Below are 20,966 nucleotides of genomic sequence, written 5' to 3' on the forward strand. Positions count from 1 at the left end.
AAAATGGCAACCTGGTAGCGCTCAGGCGCAGTTCGGCGTCAAGGGTTCCCATAAAAATCTTTTAAAGAAATTTTTATGGGTCTCCCTCAACCATCATTCCTGGTGGGGATGCCATTATTAAACCGAAACATCTCTCTTTCCTGATTGGAGGCACCGGCAAAAACTGAACGGCAATCTAAAAACAGTAATCCAAGGATGGAGATGTCGCAAACCAGGCAACCATCCGCTAAAACTGTAAATTAAAGGGGAAGAGTGGATGAACAACGGCAAAGTTAGAATCTATGAATTATCAAAGGAATTGAATTTGGATAACAAAGAGCTACTAGCAATTTGCGACCAGCTCGACATCGCGGTCAAAAGCCATAGCAGCACGATTTCAGAATCCGAGGCAGAAAACATCCGGGCGGCAGCAGAAAAGCTTGCAGCTACGAGTGTGTCCGCCAAAAAGGAACTAGGTACAACCAGCCATAAATCAAATTCACCACCGAACGGCGGACCCCCGCGACCTGCTGCACCCCACAAACAGCAAATTTTGGAAATACGCAAACCCAAAATATTGAGAAATACTACCTCCAACGCCCCAGAGGCGTCACTTGCTACCAATACCCAAGCTGCCTTGTCTGAAGCTAATCCTCCCTCTCCTCCACGGCCCTTCGCTACACCAGTCTCACCCATGAAGCCGACGGCACCAACTCGACCTGTACCCCGGAATCAAGCTGAGACCCAAGAGCAACCTACGATCACAGACTTGGAACAAACGCCTAATCCAAATCAGGCTCCGGAAAAAATAGCATCCCAAAAACCGGAAAAAATAGTTCCACCCAGACCGAAATCGGAAAAACCTCAAAAACCGCAACTAGTTGCCCCTCCAGCAAGACCTGCGGAAGAAGTTGTCCTGGTGGCAGATGAGCACGCATCTCAGGCAGACAAACCGATCCTCAAACGCGACCAACGGCTACGGCCCGTTGAAGGCGATCGCGATCAAATTAAGCCAAAAGTCGCGAAGCTGCCAACTGACCAGTCCCCACAATCTGCACCACAAAGGCAGGCTCGTCCCACTCCTGCACCTAGCAGACCAGAGCAGAGGGGCAATAGACCATCTTCACCATCACAACTACCAGAGGGGCAACGGCCCAGACCAGCTCGTCCTGGTGAAGCTGTAGCAGCCGCAATGCCGATCGCTACTCCACCCAGACAGATATCAGGAATAGCAGGCAAATCTCAAGGATTGGGTGATGAGCCAGTCGCACCTGATCTCCTCGATTTGAAACGCCCAAGTCCGCCTCGCCCGACCAAAGGCGGCAAAAAGTGGGTAGAAGAGGAAATAATTGACGAAGTTAAAGAGAAGGCTAAAGCTGGCGTCAAAGGCAAGCGGATCAAGCCGATACTGGATGATGAGTTTGAAGAAGATTTGCTGGATGATGACGATATCGACTCACCAGCCACCGTCCAAGTCAGCCTTTCCATCGCCCGTCCTCCCAAACCTAAAGCGACTCGACCTGTACAGATGCCAGGCGCAACCCTTGCTAGCGCCCCAACTGCTAGAGGAAGTAGAAAGTCTGGTTCCAAATCTGGTTCCAGCCGGGACCATCACCAGAACCGTCGCCAAGAAGCCGAGACAAAGCGTGACCGTCCAGAAAAAGTGGTGGTAACAGGCCCGTTGACTGTGCAAGAGCTGTCTGACGTTTTAGGCGTTGCGGATACAGAGATTGTAAAAATCCTCTTCCTTAAAGGCATGGCGGTGAGTATCACCCAAAATCTGGATATTCCAACAATAACCCTGGTAGGAAAAGAACTAGAAATAGAAGTTGAAACCGCCGAGCCAGAAGCAGAAGCTCGGAAAATTACGGAAATGGTCGGTGCAGAAGACCTAGAATATCTCCACCGCCGTCCGCCAGTCGTGACAATTATGGGTCACGTAGACCACGGTAAAACAACCCTGCTCGACTCAATCCGCAAAACAAAAGTGGCTGCTGGTGAGGCTGGTGGTATCACTCAACACATCGGTGCATACCATGTGGATGTGGAACATGAGGGCAAACCGCAACAGATAGTCTTCCTGGATACACCCGGTCACGAAGCCTTTACAGCTATGCGGGCCAGAGGAGCGCGGGTAACAGACATAGCCGTATTGGTAGTGGCTGCTGATGATGGTGTCCGTCCGCAAACCATTGAAGCCATTAGCCACGCCCAAGCAGCAGGAGTGCCAATTGTCGTTGCAATTAACAAAATTGACAAAGAAGGGGCACAGCCAGAGCGGGTGAAACAAGAACTCACCCAGTATGGTCTAACCGCAGAAGACTGGGGCGGTGAGACAATCATGGTTCCGGTGAGCGCTATCAGGGGTGAAAATCTGGATACGCTCTTAGAGATGATTCTGCTGGTAGCGGAGGTAGGAGAACTATCTGCCAACCCAGATCGTTTCGCCAAAGGAACTGTGATTGAGGCACATCTGGATAAAGCCAAGGGAGCAGTTGCTACCCTGCTAATTCAGAATGGCACCCTGCGTGTGGGAGATATCTTGGTAGCTGGCTCGGCTTTCGGTAAAGTCCGGGCGATGGTGGATGACAGAGGCAAGAGAGTAGACATTGCTTCTCCTTCCTTTGCTGTCGAGGTGTTGGGTTTAAGTGATGTGCCAGCAGCTGGCGACGAGTTCGAGGTCTTCCAGAACGAAAAAGAAGCCAGAGCACTCGCTAGCGATCGCGCAGACAGACAACGCCTATCCCGCCTGTTGCAAGGTCGTGTTACCCTTACAACCCTGTCGGCTCAAGCACAAGAAGGCGAGTTGAAAGAACTCAACTTGATCTTGAAGGGAGACGTACAAGGTTCCGTGGAAGCCATTGTCGGAGCGTTGAAGCAAATCCCCCAAAACGAAGTCCAAATTCGGATGCTCTTGGCTACTGCTGGGGAAATTACCGAGACAGATATCGACTTAGCAGCTGCCAGTAACGCTGTAATTATTGGCTTCAACACCACCTTCGCCAGTGGCGCCAGACAAGCCGCTGATGAAGCGGGTGTGGATGTCCGGGAATACAACGTGATCTACAAACTCCTAGAAGATATCCAAGATGCCTTGGAAGGTCTTTTGGAACCAGAGTTGGTGGAAGAACCCTTGGGTCAAACCGAAGTCCGTGCCGTCTTCCCAGTCGGTCGTGGTGCGGTTGCCGGTTGCTACGTTCAATCTGGCAAGTTAGTTCGTAACTGCAAAGTCAGGGTGCGACGCGGCGGTAAAGTGATCTTTGAAGGCGTCCTTGACTCCCTAAAACGGATGAAAGAAGATACCCGTGAGGTCAACGCCGGTTATGAATGCGGTGTCGGCATGGATAAATTTAATGATTGGGTTGAAGGTGACATCATCGAAGCCTATCAAATGGTTACCAAGCGCCGTACTCTCACCTTAACGAGATAGTGTTGAGGGTAAAATGGTTAGAAGTTAGGAGTGATAAATTAGGAGTTAGGAGTTAAAGGCTGCTAATTCCTAACTCCTAACTCTAAACTCACAACTTTTTATAATATGCATTCATTTCGCTCTGAACCTATTTTGTGGATTCACGTCGCTGGATTGGCGACATTGCCTGTTTTTTTAGTCCTCTGCTTATTGTTTCTATCTGTAGGCGAGAGGTTTTTGCCAGTGTGGATGGAGCTATTCTTAGTTGCCGCCATTGGTATTCTCCCCCTGCTATGGATGCAGTTACGTCGCCCTTTTTATATATTTGCTCTTTTAGGAATAGCCTTAAAGCCAGAAAATCTGACTGAGCGGCAGCGAAAAATTCTCTGTTTAATTAATACAAAGTTAAATCGTATCCTGGCATTAGTGGCAGCAGTATTGTCGGTTTGGGTACTGTGGCATCTCTACCAAATTGCCCCATTAGTCGCAAATTCAGCTAAATTTCTTCCCCAATGGCGCAGCCTTGCACTAGTGCTTGCGGGGTTAGCCTTTTTGGGCAGCAATTTATTTTTACAAATACCTGTGAGTGTAATGCGAGTTTTGGTGACTAATGACACAGAATTCGCTGGACTAGAGCCATTATCTTTAGAAAAGATTAAGCAGGATTTCACAATTTTAGGGGTGCGGGTTAATAAAATCGTGCCCCAATTATTGCAATCCTTATTTAGGATTAATAGAGATTCGTAGCATACCAATGCCCAATGCCCAATCCCTAGTTACCGTTGAAGTTTAAAACAAAGGAATGAGAAACTATGGCTCAAATTCCAGCTTCTAGCGATCGCCAATTTTCTGCTGATACTGAAACTTGGTATAACCTCAAATGCGCGATCTCCACTAGTTCCGGTTTTCAACGCTGGCAACTAGAACCGAATGCTCAATTACAGGAAATTAGCTTGGAACAGCAAGTACAACGGTATTTAAGAGAAACTTTAGAAACTTTAGCTTACTAAACACCAAATAAATCTTGTAGGCTTGTTTGCAAGCGACGAAGTTGACGGTATGCTCCCTCCAAGCGATTGCCATCAACTTCTACTTCATTTGTGGGATAATTCTTAATAATTTCAATCAGCGACACCTGCCCGTTTTGACTCGTAGAAAGTACTAACGCGGCTCCTAAAGCCTGCCGATCTGCTCTGGGAGACGTATGTATTAATAACTAAGCCCGTAGTACAGCTAGGCGCGAAAATCCAGCTACCATCTCAATTAACACGACTTCGGGCAAAATCCCCTTGTTAAAGGTAGACAAACTGACGCTACAGTCTACTAGTAAAATTTTATGAATAAAATAATATAACTAATGTATAAGTTCTGTGATCTATCTAGGGAATTTAGCTGAATCAGTGCTAATCATCCAGTATAGTTTTGCATGGGTTTTAAAGCAGCTACAAGGCTGCTAACTTCAACCTTGTTCGACATACCGTAATTCAGCACATCACAGACGGAAAAAATGAAATATCGGGGTTTTCACATTTCTCTAGCGAAAAATTTTCGCCTTTTTTCTAGCAGTCATCTCAGATATACTTTACGCGTGGGAGCCGGACTAACGACTTTGCTAGTAGTTTCTGGTGGGTCAATACTACTACCGGGTGAGGTTAATGCTGGTGCTACTTACCCAGAAGGTATCGCCCCAACTCTCACAGCGCAAGCTCCTGCAACTGCCGCAGTGATTTACGTTAATTCAGCAACTGGTGCAGATAGTGCTGGTGCTGGTACAACCTCAGCTGCACCCTATAAGAGCATCAGTTTCGCTCTCAGTCAAGCCCAAACAGGTGCAGTTATTCAATTAGCACCTGGGAACTATAACAAAGAAAGTGGCGAAACCTTCCCACTCTCGGTTAAACCAGGGGTAACACTGCGGGGTGATGAAGCTACTAAAGGTCAGGCGATATTAATTACAGGTGGAGGTTCTTACACAAGTCGCAGCTTTGCCAGACAGGACATTACCATCCTTGCCGAACAAGATACCACGATCGCCGGTGTCACCGTTACTAACCCAAATAGCCGGGGTACGGCTGTGTGGGTGGAGTCAGCTAATCCGATTATCAAAAACAGTACTTTTACTAACAGTGTCAGAGAGGGTGTTTTTGTCACGGGTACAGGCAATCCGAAAATTGAAGGTAACCTCTTTGTGCAAAACAAAGGCAACGGGATTTCAGTTACTAAAGCTGCCCAAGGAGAAATTCGGAATAACTTATTTCAGGATACTGGTTTTGGTCTAGCGATCGGTGGCACTTCCACACCCCAAATTGTGGAAAACCAAATCATCGAAAATCAAGACGGTCTTTTTATCTCAGAGTCAGCGAAGCCCGTATTGCGTAAGAATTTCATTCAGAACAATAAGCGGGATGGCTTAGTAGCGACTGTCAACGCTCTACCTGACCTTGGGACCAATGAAAATCCTGGTGGCAATCTTATCCGCAATAACACTCGTTATGATGTGAACAACGCCACCAAAACCGGTAAAATTGTCGCTGTTGGCAACGATATCGATCAGAAAAAGATTTTTGGCTCAGTAGATTTTGTTGCCGCAACTGTTGATGTACCACCTGGAGGGCCTGTCGCCTTTAAGGATGTGCCAGCAAATTACTGGGCAAAAAGCTACATCGAAGCTTTAGCCTCCCAAAATATTATTGCTGGCTTTCCTGATCGCAGCTTTAAACCCAATGAACCTGTAACCCGCGCTCAATTTGCCACTATTGTCACTAAAGCTTTAACACCACCAAGCAAACGCGCAGGTATTCAGTTTAAGGATGTAGCAAGCAATTTCTGGGCTTATGCTGCAATTCAATCTGCTTATCAGAGTCAATTTGTTTCTGGTTATCCCGATGGGACTTTTAAGCCACAGCAGCAAATTCCAAGAGTGCAGGCGTTAGTAGCTTTAGCGAATGGTTTGGGCTTAACTGCGAATAATCAGAATGTCCTTTCCTTTTACACCGATGCTGCCCAGATTCCTGATTATGCGATCGCTCCTGTTGCTGCTGCAACTGCACGGCAACTAGTGATCAACTATCCCACAGCGAAGCAACTCAATCCTAATCGTCAGGCGACTAGAGCCGAAGTTGCTGCCTTTGTTTACCAGGCACTCGTCAATGCTGGACGTGCCCGAGCAATTCCTTCATCCTATTTGGTAACAGTTCAGTAAATGCCTAATTAGCATAATTGAAAGCGCCAGACTAACAAATTATCAGTCTGGCGCTTCCAAGATTGTGAGTTTTATTAATTTTGGGGTCTTTAAATATAGCTGACCCCATTTGAATGTGATTGGGTTTATAAATAATGTTGGCTGAAAACTTAAAGAATATAAAGATATATAAAAGCAGAGCAGTAAAAAAAATAATAGCTAAAATTTCTTCCTTCAAGAATTAGGATTTTTATCCGATTGGGGGCGTTGTTGCCGACGCTGTTCCCAGCGCCAGAGGAAGACCATTAGGGTAACTATTCCTACTTGGAGAGCTAAACTAGGTAAAGCACTCTCAACATCCCGTCCGGCAAGCACTTGGAAAAAAAAGACAAATGCGCCAATCGAGCCAGAAGCACCGAAAGCGATGTAGATAAATTGTCGTAAGCCGCGATAAGGAGCGGCTACTTCTGCTTTGAGGCTGGCATATTGTTCAGGGTTAAGGCGATTTTTATCTGCCATGATTAAATCATGTTAAACTATTAGATTGTGTACGCCGATGTGGCTCAGTGGTAGAGCAGCTGATTCGTAATCAGCAGGCCGTGGGTTCAAATCCCATCATCGGCTTTGATGAAAGTATTGCTCAATAGTCAAGTTTGACATAAATGTTGTACATTAACTAATTATTTGTCACTGTTAACAGATTAACAGTCACGTTTAACAAATTGGAGTTGCCGATGGCTTTCAACCCTCCCATCGCTGGAAGAAGGGTTACGACAGAAAAGTTAAACAAACAATATGGTTTGGCAACCAGCGAATTTGTTATCCTTTTGCCTAGCCCAAACAAATATACACTTACTCCCATTTTCAAGGCAGATGAATTATTGCAGCAAAGGAGTTGTGCCATTACCGTTAGTTGACGCATTGGCAATTGCAGCTTGAGTAGGTTGAGTAGTAAGAACCGCTACAACTGGAGTAACTTGTGAACTAGATTGTTTACTTCGTTTTCGATATAGAGCCGCCAGCCTTGGAATACTCTATACTGTTTCTGCCGTAGACAGTTGCAACTCCACTTAGCATTCGTTCAGACATTTCGGAGAGAGCTTTATCCATCTGGGTTACTGTTTTACGCGATTCTTCCAGATTGGAAACCAGCGTATTATTAGCTTCTAGCATCGCACGGGTAGTGTTGATTAGGTGGTTGTAGGCTTCAATAATTAACCCATGTCCTAAATCCAGATTTTCATCAATGGATTTAAGCAAGGCGAGACGAAGTTGGGCTTTGTCAATAGCAGCAGAACCACGAGTTTTTAAAGATATAACACATCCTTTTTTAATAATTCCTTTTTCAACATAGTGGAGTATCCTTTTGCCTGGGATGGGTAGTTTTGTGGATTTATTTCATTAAAAGTTCAACGAAAGAATTACGAGTTTGCCTGTGTTATTACTCATTTTTCATATCGATTTGTTGTTTTAGAATAAGTACAATCAGCAACAGTAATCACAAAATAAATAAATGCGAACCCCGAAATAACAAATGCGAACCCCGAAATAACAAATGCGAACCCCGAAATAACAAACGCGAACCCCGAAATAACAAACGCGAACCCCGAAATAACAAACGCGAACCCCGAAATAACAAATGCGTACCCCGAAATAACAAATGCGTACCTCGAAATAACAAATGTATACCTCGAAAACAATTAAGCGATCACATCGTCCTGTTACCGGAAACAGTTACTAAGCGATGCCTGGGTTGGGCTACGCCAATACATTCATCAACAATTAAGAGATAATGTTAAAAACTTCAGTAACTAGTTTTTTTGTTGAATGTAGATGTAGGGTGAGACGATCATCGGGAAAATATCCCCTATGATGAAACTCTATCTGTACTTTCCCGGAATCTGGGGTAGTGGTGTTAAATTTTTCACACACTATAATAGTGTGATTTCTCACGCCGTTACCTATGAACGAACAGCGTCAGCAAGCCTATTTCAACCTTATTCAAAACCTGTTGAATTGCCGTAGTCACGATGAAGTCCGAAAGATTTTGGCAGCAAATCAAAATTTACTGGATGCTAGCTTAGTACAAAAGATGCTGGAAAGAGCAAGTCATCTGCTAAAGCAGAGAGAATTAGACCAAGCTAATCGTTTAATGAATATAGCAGGGCAGCAACTTGGGGTTTATAGTAAATTATCATCGACTGCCCCAGAAAAAGAATACTTAGATTTCTTAGAGCAAGTACTGAAAGTAACAGCAGATAGTAGAGATAACGTGCAAGTAGTATACCAAATACTTGTAGCAAATATCAAAAAATTCGATAATATTTCTGCAAAAGTATTCCGAGCTTGGGCACAAAATAAACTGACACAGGCAGAACCAGATGAAAGCAATTTTATCGCGTCAGATATCAATGATTTGAGTACTCTGATTCGAGAGTTACTCTTGGGAGACAAAGCTAGTCACATAGAAATTGCAATTGCTGGCTATAAAATAGTCATAAGTATCTTTACCCGCACTGCGTTTCCACTAAAATGGGCAATGATACAAAATAATTTGGGCATTGCTTTCTCTCAGAGAATACAGGGAGATAGAGTAGAAAATCAGGAATACGCTATTAAAGCTTTTACCAGTTCGTTAGAAATAATAACCTGCTCTAAATTTCCACAAGAATGGGCAAAAACGCTAAGTAATTTAGGAAATGCTTATTTATATAGAGTTAAAGGAAACCGATCTGAAAATATTGAATGTGTTATAAAAGCTTATACTAAAGTATTAGAAGTCATAACCCATTCTCAATTTCCACAACAATGGGCAGTAACGCAAAATAATTTGGGAAATGCTTACCTTGAAAGACAAGGGAAAGATAGAGAAGAAAATATCGAAAATGCGATCATTGCTTATACTGCCGCTTTAAAAGTATACACCCGCTTTGAATTTCCACAACAATGGGCAATAACGCAAAATAATTTGGGAAATGCTTACCTTGATAGAATACAGGAAGATAGAGAAGAAGATATCAAAAATGCGATCGCTACCTTTTCTGTTGTATTGGAAGTATTTAGCCGCACTGATTTTCCAGAACTATGGGCGATGACGCAGAATAATTTAGGGAACGCTTACCGTCAAAGAATACAGGGGCATATAAAAGGAAATTTTGAAAAAGCCATCGAATTCTGTACCAATGCTTTAGAAGTATTCACCTGTACCAGCTTTCCACACAATCATGTATTAACTTTATGTAATATTGGTATTCTCTATCAAGAAGCACAACAGTTAACTAAAGCCTATGCCACTTTTAATTCTGCCATCCGAATAGTCGAATCATTACGAGGAGAAATTATTTCTGACGATGAAAGCAAATGCAAACAAGCAGAAGAATGGAACAAACTTTATAGGCGCATGGTAGAAGTTTGCTGGCAATTAAATAAGATTACCGAAGCAATTGAATATGTTGAACGTAGTAAAACCCGCAATTTAGTTGAACAAATCCTCGAACGCGACTCTAAAACCATCTTCCCTCCAGAAGTATTCACTCAATTAGAAAAATACAGGGATGAAATAGCCGTAGGACAATATAAAATCCAAAATGGCAAAGCTGAAAATCCAAAAGTCCTTGCACAACATCTACAACAGTTGCGAAAGCAGCGTAATGAATTACAAAACCAATACTTACCTGTTGGTTATGGTTTCAAATTCGACTCCTTCCAAGATTCTGTGGATGAGCATACAGCCATTATTGAGTGGTATATTCTGAACGACAAAATTCTGGCTTTTATTGTCACAAAAACAACAGAGGTAACAGTTTGGCAATCTTAACCAGAAGACCGAGAAGCTTTGATTAATTGGGTAAATAAATATTTACAAAACTACTATAATCAAAAAGACCTATGGCTTAATAGCTTAGGAGAATCACTCAAAGAATTAGCCTCGATTCTGCACATAGATGAAATATTAAATCAGATACCAAAGCACTGCGATCAACTCATCCTAATTCCCCATCATTTCTTGCATTTATTACCCCTTCATGCACTCCCAGTCAATCACAATGCTGAAAATTCGCGCTGTCTTCTAGATTTATTTGCTGGAGGTGTCAGCTATGCACCCAGTTGTCAACTACTGCAACAAGTACAACAGCGACAACGCCCTAATTTTCAATCTCTATTTGCGATTCAAAATCCCACAGAAGATCTGAATTACACCGATTTAGAAGTACAAGTTATTCAAAGCTACTTTAATACTTCCAACGTTCTGAAAAAAACAGCAGCGACACTCACAGCAATTAATAATACTGACTTAAACACTTACCATTGCGCCCACTTTAGCTGCCACGGGTATTTTAACTTAACAAACCCCGGTAAATCAGCCTTAATTTTGGCAAATGCACCCATCGCAGACACCCCAACAAAACCTGACTCCGAACGTTACCTGAATTTACGAGCAGGGGAAACCCACGATTTAGAAAAATGCTTGACTTTAGATAGAATATTCAGTCTCAAATTAGAAAAATGTCGCCTCGTCACCCTTTCCGCGTGCGAAACTGGATTGATTGATTTCAATAATACCAGTGACGAATATATTGGTTTACCTAGCGGTTTTCTGTTAGCTGGGAGTAAAGCTGTAGTCAGTAGTTTGTGGACTGTCAGCGATTTATCTACAGCGTTTTTGATGATGAAATTTTATGAAAACCTGCAAACAATAAATAGTGTCTCCTTTGCACTCAATCAAGCGCAGCAGTGGCTGCGAAATTTAACAACAGAGAAATTTGAAGCACTATTAGATCAATATCATCCACAAATAGAAGAAATTTTTGCTCAACTCCCAGAAGAAAAGCGTCCGGTAGCAAGAGCAATATTAAGAATAACCTGCAAGCGCAAACCCCACCCTTTTGCAGCACCATTTTACTGGGCAGGATTTACAGCTACAGGGCTTTAGGATTCAGGTTTGGCAGTTTCACAAAATTTCTTAACGCCGATTTTGGCAACATAAATTACTACTGGAGTTGCCAGGGCTATGGGAATATTACCACTTGCTGCTAAGGTAGCGATCGCAGCTGTCAATACTCCCGTCATCAAGTCGTCAAATTCTTTCTGACAGATGATTTTGCTGAGTTTTTGGGCTAAATGGTCTAAATAATTTGAATCTCCTCTCAAGCTGACTTCTGTATCGGTTGTCTCAACAGCAATTAACTGTGCTGCTGCTTCCAGATTTCCTTTACACTCTTCTATGGCATCCAAAGCTGCTAAAGCCTCTGGACTATCGACCAACTGGCTGCGAAACTGAGTAATTTCCTCTGGTGTAACGGTAATCATTTAATAGTTTTAACCAGTAAATAAATATATAAAGTATTCGGTGATTATACATCTAATCCCTAATCTAGAGATATGGCGATGTCTGGGACGGGCTACGCCTACGCCGCTCATACAACATCAACAGTAGGAACAATTTATGCGATCGCACATTTTCGACAACCATAAAAATTCACGCTATTTTGGGTTGATATATGATCGCTCGTTCAAGTCAAAGCCTCAAACTATCACTCAAACTCAGTTTCACAGAAAGCTTTTAACAAATCAATACAGTTAGCGATCGCTCCTAAATGAGCAATTTCATAACCGTGGGTATTTTGTGTAGGAAATGCCAAACAAGCAGCACGCCCAACATGCCCAAATTTCATCGCAATCGAAGCATCACTACCAAACTGACTCAGTATTGTTAGCTGCATCGGCATATCCAACTGTTTAGCACAGTGGCACAGTTGGCTATTTAGCCCTTCATCATATATCCCATAAGCATCTTGAGATAAAAGTACAGGACTTTCCCCATCTTTAACAGGATATTCCTCAGATAATGGACAAATTTCTAAAGCAATTAAGGCATCCAAGCGTTGATTTTGAGTAAAAAATAATGCTCCAATTGCTCCTACTTCTTCTTTTGCTGAAGCTACTAAATAAACATCAACAACTGGCTGTTTCAGATTTTCAGCCAAAGCTAACAAAATGGCAACAGAGGCTTTGTTATCCAAGGTGTAACCAGCAATATGATCCTTTAACCGAATTGGACGCTTGCGATGTTTGCCAATCACCATTCTAGTTCCAGGCCGAATACCAGATGCTTCTAATTCAGCAGATGTCAGCTTCGTTTCGATCCAGGCATTTTCCCACTTAACAGTAGTATCTTCCTGCTGGACTTTTTGGGGTGATTCGTGGGAAACGTGGCGGGAACCAAAGCTGAGAATACCGTTGATAGTTTCGTTATCTCCCAGTAAATCTACAACTCCTTCGCCGTAAACCCACGGGAAAGAACCGCCAAGTTTGCTGACTTTGACACGACCTTCATCACCAATACTCTTGACAATTGCGCCAATTTCGTCTTTATGTGCCGTGATAGCGATCGCTCTGTCTGGATTTTTCCCTGGAATCTTCGCAATAATATTATCGGCGCGATCGCACCAGACTTCTACACCCAGCGCCGCAAATCGTTGCATCAACAACTGGTTAATCTCAGCTTCTGCACCACTAGGAGAATGGTGCATGACCAATTCTTCAATAATGTCAAATAAGCGATCGTAATCCCACATTAATACAGTTAGTTTAATTTTCAACTATTATTATGGGACAATTGTGCATCAACAACCCGACCTGCTGATACAAGTGCTGACCTTTTTTGTTGACGCTTCAGCACTCCTACCGCACCAAAAGCACCGAGCGCTAAAATTCCCAAGTTTATTGAGGGTTCAGGTACAGACTTAGCCTCAATCGCAGCCAGTGCAGTGTCTGCTATCACCTTATGAGCGGCGGTGGTTGGGTGGACACCGTCCCAGATAAGAAACTTGTTGTTTCCTGGGTGACATATATCTGGTCTAGATAGACAAGACTCGGTTACATTCGTAAAACCCAATGCACTTGCCTGATTAAATAAAGAATAAATATCAACAGGGATGATGTTGATATTCGGGTTTTGGTTCAAAGCGCTCACAGTGTTTGCTAAACCCAAGTTAAACTCGCTACTCGATTTGCTAAGGGCTGTAGGGTTACGACCATCGATTTTAGCTGCTGGTAGCTGTCCCAAATCTGGCAAGTTAAATACCAAAATATTTTTTGCGCCGGCTCCTATCAGAGTATTCAACGCCACGGATATATTGCTGATTGGATTCTTGCTCGAGTTTGGGGAGTTAGGAAAAAGCAAATCATTCGCACCTCCCCACAATGTATAAAGTGCATCTGGATTAGCAGTTTGATTATTTGCTTTCAAAGTTCCAGCAAAATCAAGGACTTGTTTGAGCACTCCCGGTAAATTTGAATCGGGAAGGACAGCATTACCTAAACCAGAGCTAGCACCACCGATAGCGAAGTTTATTCCTTGGGTAGGAGGTGTGGAAGGAATAGTAGTGAATAAAGTAGGCTTTAACCCTAGCTGATCTCCGATATAATCTACCCAGTTCAGTCCATCAGAAAAACGTCCTTCAAAGTAAGGTGGGTTTGGAGGGTATCCTTTCTCAGTAATATTATATATATTGCCTGTATCGGAAAGACTATCACCAAATACATAAAGCTGATCAAAACTCGCAGCCGAAGCTTTGGTCGGCAACATGAAAGAAAATAGAACAAATCCTGCCGCGACAGCTTGTTTTTTCATATTTGTTTTACCTGTGGTATTTTTTAATCTGTTTAAAAGTAATCAAGGGGCAATATGACAACTAGTCTTTTCTTCAGTTACTTCAAAACCAGGCATATTTAATGAGTTAATTTGCGTTATTATACCTAACTATGCCTTAAAAATTCATCAAACACAGGTAAAAACGCTGTAAATACTTAGATTTACATTTTCTTGATAAAAATAGGTGTATTAAAAAGAAATAACAAAGTTTCCATACTAAAGATGGAATTGCCCACTTTTATGTAGGCTGGCTATCAACTTAGCGCAAGAGAATTGCGTAACCCTTCGTAGACATCGCTTTAACTTCGCTTTAATTTCAAAGCCTCAGCAGCCGATACACCCTCACCCTGAGTGCCGAAATACCACAAAGCTGTAGCAGCCTCAGCCCGAGTTACTGGTTTTTTAGGTTGAAACAGAGTCGTATAACCAAATACCCGCCGAATATTCGATTGTTCGCTATTTTGGTAATCAACCAACACTGCTCTTAAAGCCTTGGGGTCAATTCGCGCTGCGTCTTGGAAACCCCAGGTTTGTTTAACCGCATCTAAGTTAGCAGAGGGTAAAGCTTGGCGAGTATCTAGGGGTAATTTCCACAGCAGCAACGCCTCCCGAGTTAGAGGTGCATCAGGACGAAACAAAACTACTGTAGAATCTCCAGACAAAGGACTGGGAATTAATCCAGCCTCGGCTAATCCCTGAATTGCTGGAAAATCAGGGTCTTTTGCGGACACATCACTAAAAGCTGGTTGAGTACTTTCTGATGCCAAGCGAATTTGTTTAGCTGGATTGCTGGGATACATAGCATTGTTAGCAGCAATTAGCCAACGGGCGTATTCCCGATGTGTAACGATTTTACCGGGTTCAAACTGGTTAGTTGTGGTAATAGAGTTGCTCTTAGTTGCCTTTGGCTCTATGGATAAAACACCTAATGCAGCCAAGTCTTGGATGTGTTGCCGCCATTCTTGCGGTATCTTATTGAGATCGTTGAATTCCTGAGATTCGGGTGTGGCTGTAGGAGTTGTTTGGTTATTAGCCGTACTTGGTGGCTGTACTGCCAAGTTTGCGGGTGGTATCGGCCCAATGAACTGTGGCTCTCCTGGTTGGGGAATGGCGTTAGTAGTTTCGTTAAGATTTGTAGTTGGGGTAGGCTGTGCCGTAGCGGTACTATTCGGTACGTACTCAATCAGTAATTCAGTGGCTGTTTGGGGTTGATTAGGTGTGGCGTTAGTAACTGATTTAGGCTGAATGGAAACCTTCAACAGCAAATCGTTACGACGTGCTTCAAAGACATCTGCCGCATTATTTGTTGGCTGTTGCAAAATCTGCCAGTTATTTGTTTGAAACTGGCTACTATAAAAGCTAGCAATAAAGTTACTGGGGTCAGAACTTAACCAACGAGTTGAGACTCTGTTTTCTGAGCCGCTAGCAGGTGTAACTTCCTGTAGTTTGGCATTGGAATATAGTGGAATATCTTTGGGAAAATCAGATGGTAACTGAACTGTTGATTCGTTTTGCTGTGCTTGTGGTTGGTTACCCTGAGATTCTCCAAAGACAACTGGATTGCTTTGCAGCTTAGGATCTGCCGCCAAAGATTGCTCAAGGTTTTTGGCGACTGGACTGTTAGCACAGGCTGTTAACGAAGTCAGTAGAACAGCCCAAATTAGAAATACAGCTGGACGTTTACAGGGAAGCACAGGAAATCACTAATTGAGTTTCAATTCCTACCCTAGCGCAGACTGTTCATTAAATGGGCATAGGGCATTAGGGACTGGAATATTGAATAAAACCCCATTTCCTCTGCCTCTGTGCCTCTTCATATCACCAAAAGACACTACCAACTCACCACGTCCTCTTGGTAAATGTCTCTCTTGGTGAAGATGATGATATCTGCTATAGCAATCCTAAATGAGTCGTAAAAATGTCCGATTCCTCTCTCTGCTCTGCGCCAGTTGCTTCAAGTCGGGGAACCCGCCCAACGCACTGGCAACTCTATTGCCTCTGCGGTTAATTTATTTTTACAAATGATTTAGGACTGCTATAAGTTTGTTTATTTAAATGTCAACTAAGCCCTATCTCTAAAAATGAGTAAACGGTAGCAAAAGCTACCGTATTGTCTTTGTTTTACAGCCATTAGGTTTTGATAATTCCCATGCTTATTTATAGAGTTCCCTAAAATTCTGGCAAACTAACACTTGGGAAAAAAAACAGAAATAAACCTGAAATACTTGCTAGATAAGAATTTTATAATTTGGCTCCTCAAAGTTAGTAGTTCACCACACCAAGTTGGATGGGTGAATCAGTTCGTAGTCGGGACTTTAGTCCTTGATTTGAGCGCTGAAATTGTTGCCTTGCCAAAGCACTAGATTGAGAATCAATTTTTTAGATAGTTGTGGAAATATTCAGTTGGCAGAGTGGATAACTGATTGAGAACTCGCCAAAGAACAGCATAGCTAGCAAAAGCTTTAAGCTCCTTCCAGATGCAGTAGTTGTAATGTGATCGCCAAGCAACTGAAGTGATAGACTAGGACTAAAGCCCCCCTTAGCCTCACCCAAGCAAGGGAATAGATCAAGTTCGCTAACGTTCGCTTACAATCGATTCTGGAGATTATTCATCTGACGATGGTAAGCTGAATAAGGCAATAGGTGGAAAATGCCAATGTTAAGCAATTCCAGGAACTTAGCGGCGTAAGTTTGTGCTTATTGGCGACTGGGTTCATAGGCAAAGTAGTCAAGTGTCGCAGCAGTTTCCCTAATATCAAATTGATTTTCTAGGGAAAGTGCTACTTGTACTGTAGCCACGAGTTTCTTGGCAGCCTCGAAAGCAGTGAGTGCTGACTCTAAAAGTGCGTAGTTTACCGCCGTAGGCATCGCCTTTATGTTATCCAAAGCTTTATCTCAGGTAATCCATCTCCTGTTCTTCTGGGATAGGGCAGGGGTTCTTTGAGGAAAGGCTGGATCCAGGGTGCGCTTTGCAAGTTATAGAGGCAGTACATAGTCAGCTATGGCTGTTTTCCTAATCCTACTAATGATTGGGTAGAGGCAAAAAAGACACTTCATCGGATGCACTGGCGGTTGAGAAAACCCTCTACAAACTTGGTCTGAACAGTTAACAGCTTCCTGATAGATTAGATACAATTAGCATCTGCGTTTGGTACAGTGATCACTAGTTCAAGGCGAGTAATCAAATTGACATGCTGCTCCACTAGGCAATTTGACATAGTATTAAACCTTTCACCTGCTGGTTCTGGCGAATATTTTTGATTCAGGGCAAATTAAGACTTATATTATTCAAGGGCAAAGGTGTTTCTTGGAGATGAAGTTAGCCAAAAAGGGGCAAAAGGCTGAAAAAGATATGTCTGATGTCAAAAACGCAGATCTAATCGGAGTATGAATGAACAAAAAACAACGACCATCGACAACCGTCAGTCAATTTTACTTTCTGTAAAACGTCGCCAGGTTGTTACCAGTGCTGAAACACGATTACATGCAAGTTTCCCAGGATCAGCCTATTTATTCTGAGGCTCCACTCCAACTGTTACTGTTTGTCGATGAACGCCCAAAGTCCCGACAACAGGTGCAGCGAATACGTGCTTACTTAAAAGAATTACAGGCTGAGTATACTTTTGAAGTTCAAATTATCGATATTGGACAACAACCTTACTTAGCAGAACACTTTAAATTGATCGCAACGCCAGCTTTAATCAAAATCCATCCGGAACCACGACAGATTTTAGCTGGGAGTAATATAGTAGCACAATTGAAAAACTGGTGGCCTCGCTGGCAAGCCGCTGTAGACGCTTACTTAAAATTACAGGAAGACTTGCAAGAACGTATAGAGGACAACGCTAGGGCGACATCACCCAAATCCACTATCCATTCAGTTGCTGTTTCTGCTGAACTAATCCGACTCTCAGACGAAATTTTTCGCTTGAAACAGGAAAAAGATAACCTCCAAGAGCAGCTACAGTTTAAAGACCGGGTGATTGCTATGCTGGCACACGATCTCCGCAATCCCTTAACTGCTGTCGCGATCGCCATAGAAACTCTCCAATCTAACTACAATTTAGAGAAAGGGGAATTCCAGCGCCTCAAACCATCGATGACGGTACATTTATTAAAACAAGCCCGTAATCAAACTAAGATTATTGACCGGATGATTGCCGACCTTTTACAGGTAGGTCGTGGAAAAGATACAGAATTTCCCATCATACCACAAAAGCTACAGTTAGGAAAACTGTGCTTAAATGTATTAGAAGAATTGTGCGATCGCTACACCGCCAAATGCCAAGAGGTAGAAACAGATATCCCCTATGACTTGCCATATGTATATGCTGACCCAGAACGCATCCGCCAAGTGCTAGTAAATTTGTTGGATAATGCCATCAAATACACCCCAGAAGGTGGCAAGATTAGTGTTGCCGGATTGCACCGTACTACCCAAAAAGTTCAGTTTAGTATTGGCGATACTGGACCTGGTATTCCTGTAGAGAATCGCGATCGCATCTTTGAAAACCACTTCCGCCTGCAACGCGATGAAGGTACAGAAGGTTATGGCATTGGTCTTTGTTTATGCCAACGCATCATCCTGGCACATTATGGTCAAATTTGGGTAGACTCTGTCCCCAATAATGGAGCATGGTTCCACTTCACACTGCCAGTTTATCCTTCTTAGGGATTGGGCACTTGTACTGAGCAACTTGTACCGAGTTTAGCCTGAGCAGCGTCGTTGGCGCAGCCTCTCCAAGAGTTGGGCGAAGTCGAGGTAAGCCGTTGGCGCAGCCTCTCCAAGAGTTGTATTGGGCATTGGTCAGCCCCTTCGGGGAAGTCAAAAGTCAAAAGTCAAAAGTCAAAATTAATAATCCCCATAAAGAAATTTAGGGGCTTGTATCCTTTTTTTTCGGTCAAAGCAGAACTAAGAACTTGAGACAAAGCGATCGCGCCCCCCGGTCTTAGCTTGGTAGAGTGCTTTATCTGCCTGCACAATCAAATCTGAAGGTGAGGATTCCCAAGTGGGGACAACAGTTGCTACGCCCATACTGAGGGTGACATACTGACTCACTACAGACCCGTCATGAACGATTTGCAAATCTTTGATTCCCGCTTGTATCAGTTCGGCAATGTGAACTGCGCCAGATGCAGGGGTGTATGGCATAATCACAGCAAATTCTTCGCCACCATAACGCGCTACTAAATCCTGATGCTTTTGTGCTTTAAGGCTTAAGACAGCACCCACCTTTTGTAAACAGATATCCCCAGCAGGATGGCCATATCTATCGTTATAAAATTTAAAAAAGTCGATATCACCCAAAATCATTGACAAGGGAGATTCCTTTTGTACCAGATTAATCCACTGAGTATTGAGATAATTGTCAAAGCGGCGACGATTAGCCAACTCAGTTAAGCCATCTACATAGGCAAGATGCTCCAAAGCTTGGTTTGCTGCCTCTAATTGTTTGTATACTTGCGCTTGCCGTAGCAGTCCGCGCAACCGACGGCGCAATACAGGCAAGTGAATTGGCTTAGTGACATAATCAGTCGCCCCTGCGTCAAAAGCACGGTTTACGGATTCCTCATCGTCCAAGCATGTGATCATCAATATGGGAGTGTGCTCCCATATCTTGGGGATCACAGTATTGTTAAGGGTCGAGTCCGTCTCAAAGGTTTCAACGGCTGATTTTAAATTATTTTTGGCAATTTGGAGCAAGTGCTCACAGCAGGTAAAGCCATCCATCACAGGCATTACAGCATCTAGCAAAACTATATCTGGTTTGATAGTCTCGTAAGCATCTAAACATTGCTTACCATCATTTACCTCGATCACTCGATAACCTTCTTTTTCCATAGCTTTACGCAAGAATACTCGAACGCTCTTGTCATCATCAGCCACTAAAATCAGTGGTGGTTGCTGCTTAGAATTAGAAAATGGGCTTATGCCTAACATGAGTTGCCTTCCACTTGCGGGACTATCCTAAAAAAGGCTGTGCAACTCGATCGCATGGCGGCGATCGCTCTTTTCATCAATGCCAGGATTTGCGGCAAAGGTGTGTCGGGCTTCACAATCAACTGTTTTTTGACACTAGACTGCTCAATGTTAGTGAGCCAAGCAAGCGGTAGATAACTAAGTTGCATAGACAATCTATAATTGGAACACGAAGGCAATTGTTACCTTTTCGTTCGCCTATGGTTATGGGAGGAAATGTTACTTTTATATTTCCCTATTGTTAAAGTCAAATTGCGATTTTTTGGAAAATTTCAAATGCACACCTTAATTATTTAGTTCTGTAGTTAGTTTAGAAACCTAGAAACCTAGTGAGACAGGGCAAAGCAATTGCCAAAGCGTGCTCAGAAGATAGCTAATACTAAAGACTAATATCACCTGACTTAAATTTATTTAGTCTATTCGCAAGGCTTGCAGAGGTTTAGTATAATTACATAAGATTAAGTTAAGCTTTGCACTCAGCTTAATTCTCAAGTCATTCTGAGTTAATAAATTAAGTAAAAATTTTCCTTTAATTCGATTCAGTATAGCTAGTTATATTAAAAAATAGGTTGTTTCTTCAGAAAGACAGCAATTTAGTTGTTAAGGTTATATTGAATATAGCTATACTAAAAAAAATATCTTTAACAAATAAACCCTATAATTGGTTCATAGACAGCAGATAAAACCGCTATCTTTTTGACGACACAAACAACCAGAAGTTTTTATAAAAAAATCAAAACTTATTTACGTTTGCTAAATC

At 42.8% G+C, this 20,966-nt stretch carries 17 protein-coding genes and 1 tRNA gene; 8 read left to right on the forward strand and 10 right to left on the reverse strand.

Annotation, left to right across the window (positions count from 1 at the left end; genetic code table 11):
- Nucleotides 1-256: 256 nt before the first annotated feature.
- The 3 genes from infB (at nt 257) to V7K49_RS23170 (ending at nt 4,398) form a co-directional block, all read left to right on the forward strand.
- Nucleotides 257-3,409, forward strand: a complete 3,153-nt coding sequence (gene infB, locus V7K49_RS23160; RefSeq protein ID WP_335207688.1) for a translation initiation factor IF-2 — start codon at nt 257-259, stop codon at nt 3,407-3,409.
- A 105-nt stretch (nt 3,410-3,514) separates the two neighbouring features.
- Nucleotides 3,515-4,135: a low-complexity tail membrane protein gene (locus tag V7K49_RS23165; protein WP_335207689.1), complete on the forward strand. Its 621-nt coding sequence runs from the start codon at nt 3,515-3,517 to the stop codon at nt 4,133-4,135.
- A gap of 65 nt (nt 4,136-4,200) precedes the next feature.
- On the forward strand, nt 4,201-4,398 hold the full coding sequence (locus tag V7K49_RS23170; protein ID WP_335069220.1) for a hypothetical protein: 198 nt from the start codon (nt 4,201-4,203) through the stop codon (nt 4,396-4,398).
- Here V7K49_RS23170 and V7K49_RS23175 read toward each other — a convergent pair.
- Nucleotides 4,395-4,598, reverse strand: a complete 204-nt coding sequence (locus V7K49_RS23175; RefSeq protein WP_335207739.1) for an alpha/beta hydrolase — start codon at nt 4,596-4,598, stop codon at nt 4,395-4,397. The genes V7K49_RS23170 and V7K49_RS23175 overlap by 4 nt on opposite strands.
- 297 nt (nt 4,599-4,895) lie before the next feature.
- On the opposite strand from V7K49_RS23175, the gene V7K49_RS23180 reads away from it, so the two are divergent.
- Nucleotides 4,896-6,590 (forward strand): DUF1565 domain-containing protein, encoded by a 1,695-nt coding sequence (locus V7K49_RS23180; protein WP_335207690.1) that lies wholly within the window; start codon nt 4,896-4,898, stop codon nt 6,588-6,590.
- Nucleotides 6,591-6,803: 213 nt separating this feature from the next.
- On the opposite strand, the gene V7K49_RS23185 is transcribed toward V7K49_RS23180, so the two are convergent.
- Nucleotides 6,804-7,088: a DUF3493 domain-containing protein gene (locus tag V7K49_RS23185; protein ID WP_335207691.1), complete on the reverse strand. Its 285-nt coding sequence runs from the start codon at nt 7,086-7,088 to the stop codon at nt 6,804-6,806.
- Nucleotides 7,089-7,121: 33 nt separating this feature from the next.
- On the opposite strand from V7K49_RS23185, the gene V7K49_RS23190 reads away from it, so the two are divergent.
- Nucleotides 7,122-7,193 (forward strand) — tRNA-Thr (locus tag V7K49_RS23190).
- Between the two features lie 369 nt (nt 7,194-7,562).
- Here V7K49_RS23190 and V7K49_RS23195 read toward each other — a convergent pair.
- On the reverse strand, nt 7,563-7,829 hold the full coding sequence (locus tag V7K49_RS23195) for a hypothetical protein (RefSeq protein WP_335207692.1): 267 nt from the start codon (nt 7,827-7,829) through the stop codon (nt 7,563-7,565).
- A gap of 703 nt (nt 7,830-8,532) precedes the next feature.
- Between V7K49_RS23195 and V7K49_RS23200 the strand changes: the two genes are divergently transcribed.
- Together V7K49_RS23200 and V7K49_RS23205 are read left to right on the forward strand one after the other, a co-directional pair.
- Nucleotides 8,533-10,386: a tetratricopeptide repeat protein gene (locus tag V7K49_RS23200; RefSeq protein WP_335207694.1), complete on the forward strand. Its 1,854-nt coding sequence runs from the start codon at nt 8,533-8,535 to the stop codon at nt 10,384-10,386.
- An 18-nt stretch (nt 10,387-10,404) separates the two neighbouring features.
- Nucleotides 10,405-11,502, forward strand: a complete 1,098-nt coding sequence (locus V7K49_RS23205; protein WP_335207696.1) for a CHAT domain-containing protein — start codon at nt 10,405-10,407, stop codon at nt 11,500-11,502.
- On the opposite strand, the gene V7K49_RS23210 is transcribed toward V7K49_RS23205, so the two are convergent.
- The 5 genes from V7K49_RS23210 to V7K49_RS23230 form a co-directional block, all read right to left on the reverse strand.
- Complete coding sequence (locus tag V7K49_RS23210; RefSeq protein ID WP_335207697.1) at nt 11,499-11,879, reverse strand: hypothetical protein; 381 nt, start codon at nt 11,877-11,879, stop codon at nt 11,499-11,501. The two genes, V7K49_RS23205 and V7K49_RS23210, sit on opposite strands and share 4 nt — an antisense overlap.
- A gap of 224 nt (nt 11,880-12,103) precedes the next feature.
- Nucleotides 12,104-13,147, reverse strand: coding sequence for a M42 family metallopeptidase (locus tag V7K49_RS23215; RefSeq protein ID WP_335207740.1), 1,044 nt, complete (start codon nt 13,145-13,147; stop codon nt 12,104-12,106).
- 20 nt (nt 13,148-13,167) lie between these two features.
- Nucleotides 13,168-14,205, reverse strand: coding sequence for an SGNH/GDSL hydrolase family protein (locus V7K49_RS23220; protein WP_335207698.1), 1,038 nt, complete (start codon nt 14,203-14,205; stop codon nt 13,168-13,170).
- A 320-nt stretch (nt 14,206-14,525) separates the two neighbouring features.
- The gene (locus tag V7K49_RS23225; RefSeq protein WP_335207699.1) at nt 14,526-15,920 is read right to left on the reverse strand and encodes an S-layer homology domain-containing protein; all 1,395 of its coding nucleotides are present in this window, start codon (nt 15,918-15,920) and stop codon (nt 14,526-14,528) included.
- Between the two features lie 1,003 nt (nt 15,921-16,923).
- On the reverse strand, nt 16,924-17,112 hold the full coding sequence (locus V7K49_RS23230) for a hypothetical protein (RefSeq protein WP_334873212.1): 189 nt from the start codon (nt 17,110-17,112) through the stop codon (nt 16,924-16,926).
- 580 nt (nt 17,113-17,692) lie between these two features.
- Here V7K49_RS23230 and V7K49_RS23235 point away from each other — a divergent pair.
- The gene (locus V7K49_RS23235) at nt 17,693-18,898 is read left to right on the forward strand and encodes a histidine kinase (RefSeq protein ID WP_335207700.1); all 1,206 of its coding nucleotides are present in this window, start codon (nt 17,693-17,695) and stop codon (nt 18,896-18,898) included.
- 240 nt (nt 18,899-19,138) lie between these two features.
- On the opposite strand, the gene V7K49_RS23240 is transcribed toward V7K49_RS23235, so the two are convergent.
- On the reverse strand, nt 19,139-20,167 hold the full coding sequence (locus V7K49_RS23240; RefSeq protein WP_334873208.1) for a PleD family two-component system response regulator: 1,029 nt from the start codon (nt 20,165-20,167) through the stop codon (nt 19,139-19,141).
- Nucleotides 20,161-20,355, reverse strand: coding sequence for a hypothetical protein (locus V7K49_RS23245; protein WP_334873205.1), 195 nt, complete (start codon nt 20,353-20,355; stop codon nt 20,161-20,163). Before V7K49_RS23245 ends, V7K49_RS23240 begins: the two co-directional genes overlap by 7 nt.
- Between the last annotated feature and the right edge of the window lie 611 nt (nt 20,356-20,966).

This window comes from Nostoc sp., from assembly GCF_036919675.1.
GTDB lineage: Bacteria > Cyanobacteriota > Cyanobacteriia > Cyanobacteriales > Nostocaceae > Nostoc.

What these genes read in the sequence shown, in the direction of transcription:
- infB (WP_335207688.1), top strand. Translation starts at nt 257, where the DNA reads ATGAACAACGGCAAAGTTAGAATCTATGAATTATCAAAGGAATTGAAT.
- V7K49_RS23165 (WP_335207689.1), top strand. Translation starts at nt 3,515, where the DNA reads ATGCATTCATTTCGCTCTGAACCTATTTTGTGGATTCACGTCGCTGGA.
- V7K49_RS23170 (WP_335069220.1), top strand. Translation starts at nt 4,201, where the DNA reads ATGGCTCAAATTCCAGCTTCTAGCGATCGCCAATTTTCTGCTGATACT.
- V7K49_RS23180 (WP_335207690.1), top strand. Translation starts at nt 4,896, where the DNA reads ATGAAATATCGGGGTTTTCACATTTCTCTAGCGAAAAATTTTCGCCTT.
- V7K49_RS23185 (WP_335207691.1), bottom strand. Translation starts at nt 7,088, where the DNA reads ATGGCAGATAAAAATCGCCTTAACCCTGAACAATATGCCAGCCTCAAA.
- V7K49_RS23200 (WP_335207694.1), top strand. Translation starts at nt 8,533, where the DNA reads ATGAACGAACAGCGTCAGCAAGCCTATTTCAACCTTATTCAAAACCTG.
- V7K49_RS23210 (WP_335207697.1), bottom strand. Translation starts at nt 11,879, where the DNA reads ATGATTACCGTTACACCAGAGGAAATTACTCAGTTTCGCAGCCAGTTG.
- V7K49_RS23215 (WP_335207740.1), bottom strand. Translation starts at nt 13,147, where the DNA reads ATGTGGGATTACGATCGCTTATTTGACATTATTGAAGAATTGGTCATG.
- V7K49_RS23220 (WP_335207698.1), bottom strand. Translation starts at nt 14,205, where the DNA reads ATGAAAAAACAAGCTGTCGCGGCAGGATTTGTTCTATTTTCTTTCATG.
- V7K49_RS23240 (WP_334873208.1), bottom strand. Translation starts at nt 20,167, where the DNA reads ATGTTAGGCATAAGCCCATTTTCTAATTCTAAGCAGCAACCACCACTG.
- V7K49_RS23245 (WP_334873205.1), bottom strand. Translation starts at nt 20,355, where the DNA reads ATGCAACTTAGTTATCTACCGCTTGCTTGGCTCACTAACATTGAGCAG.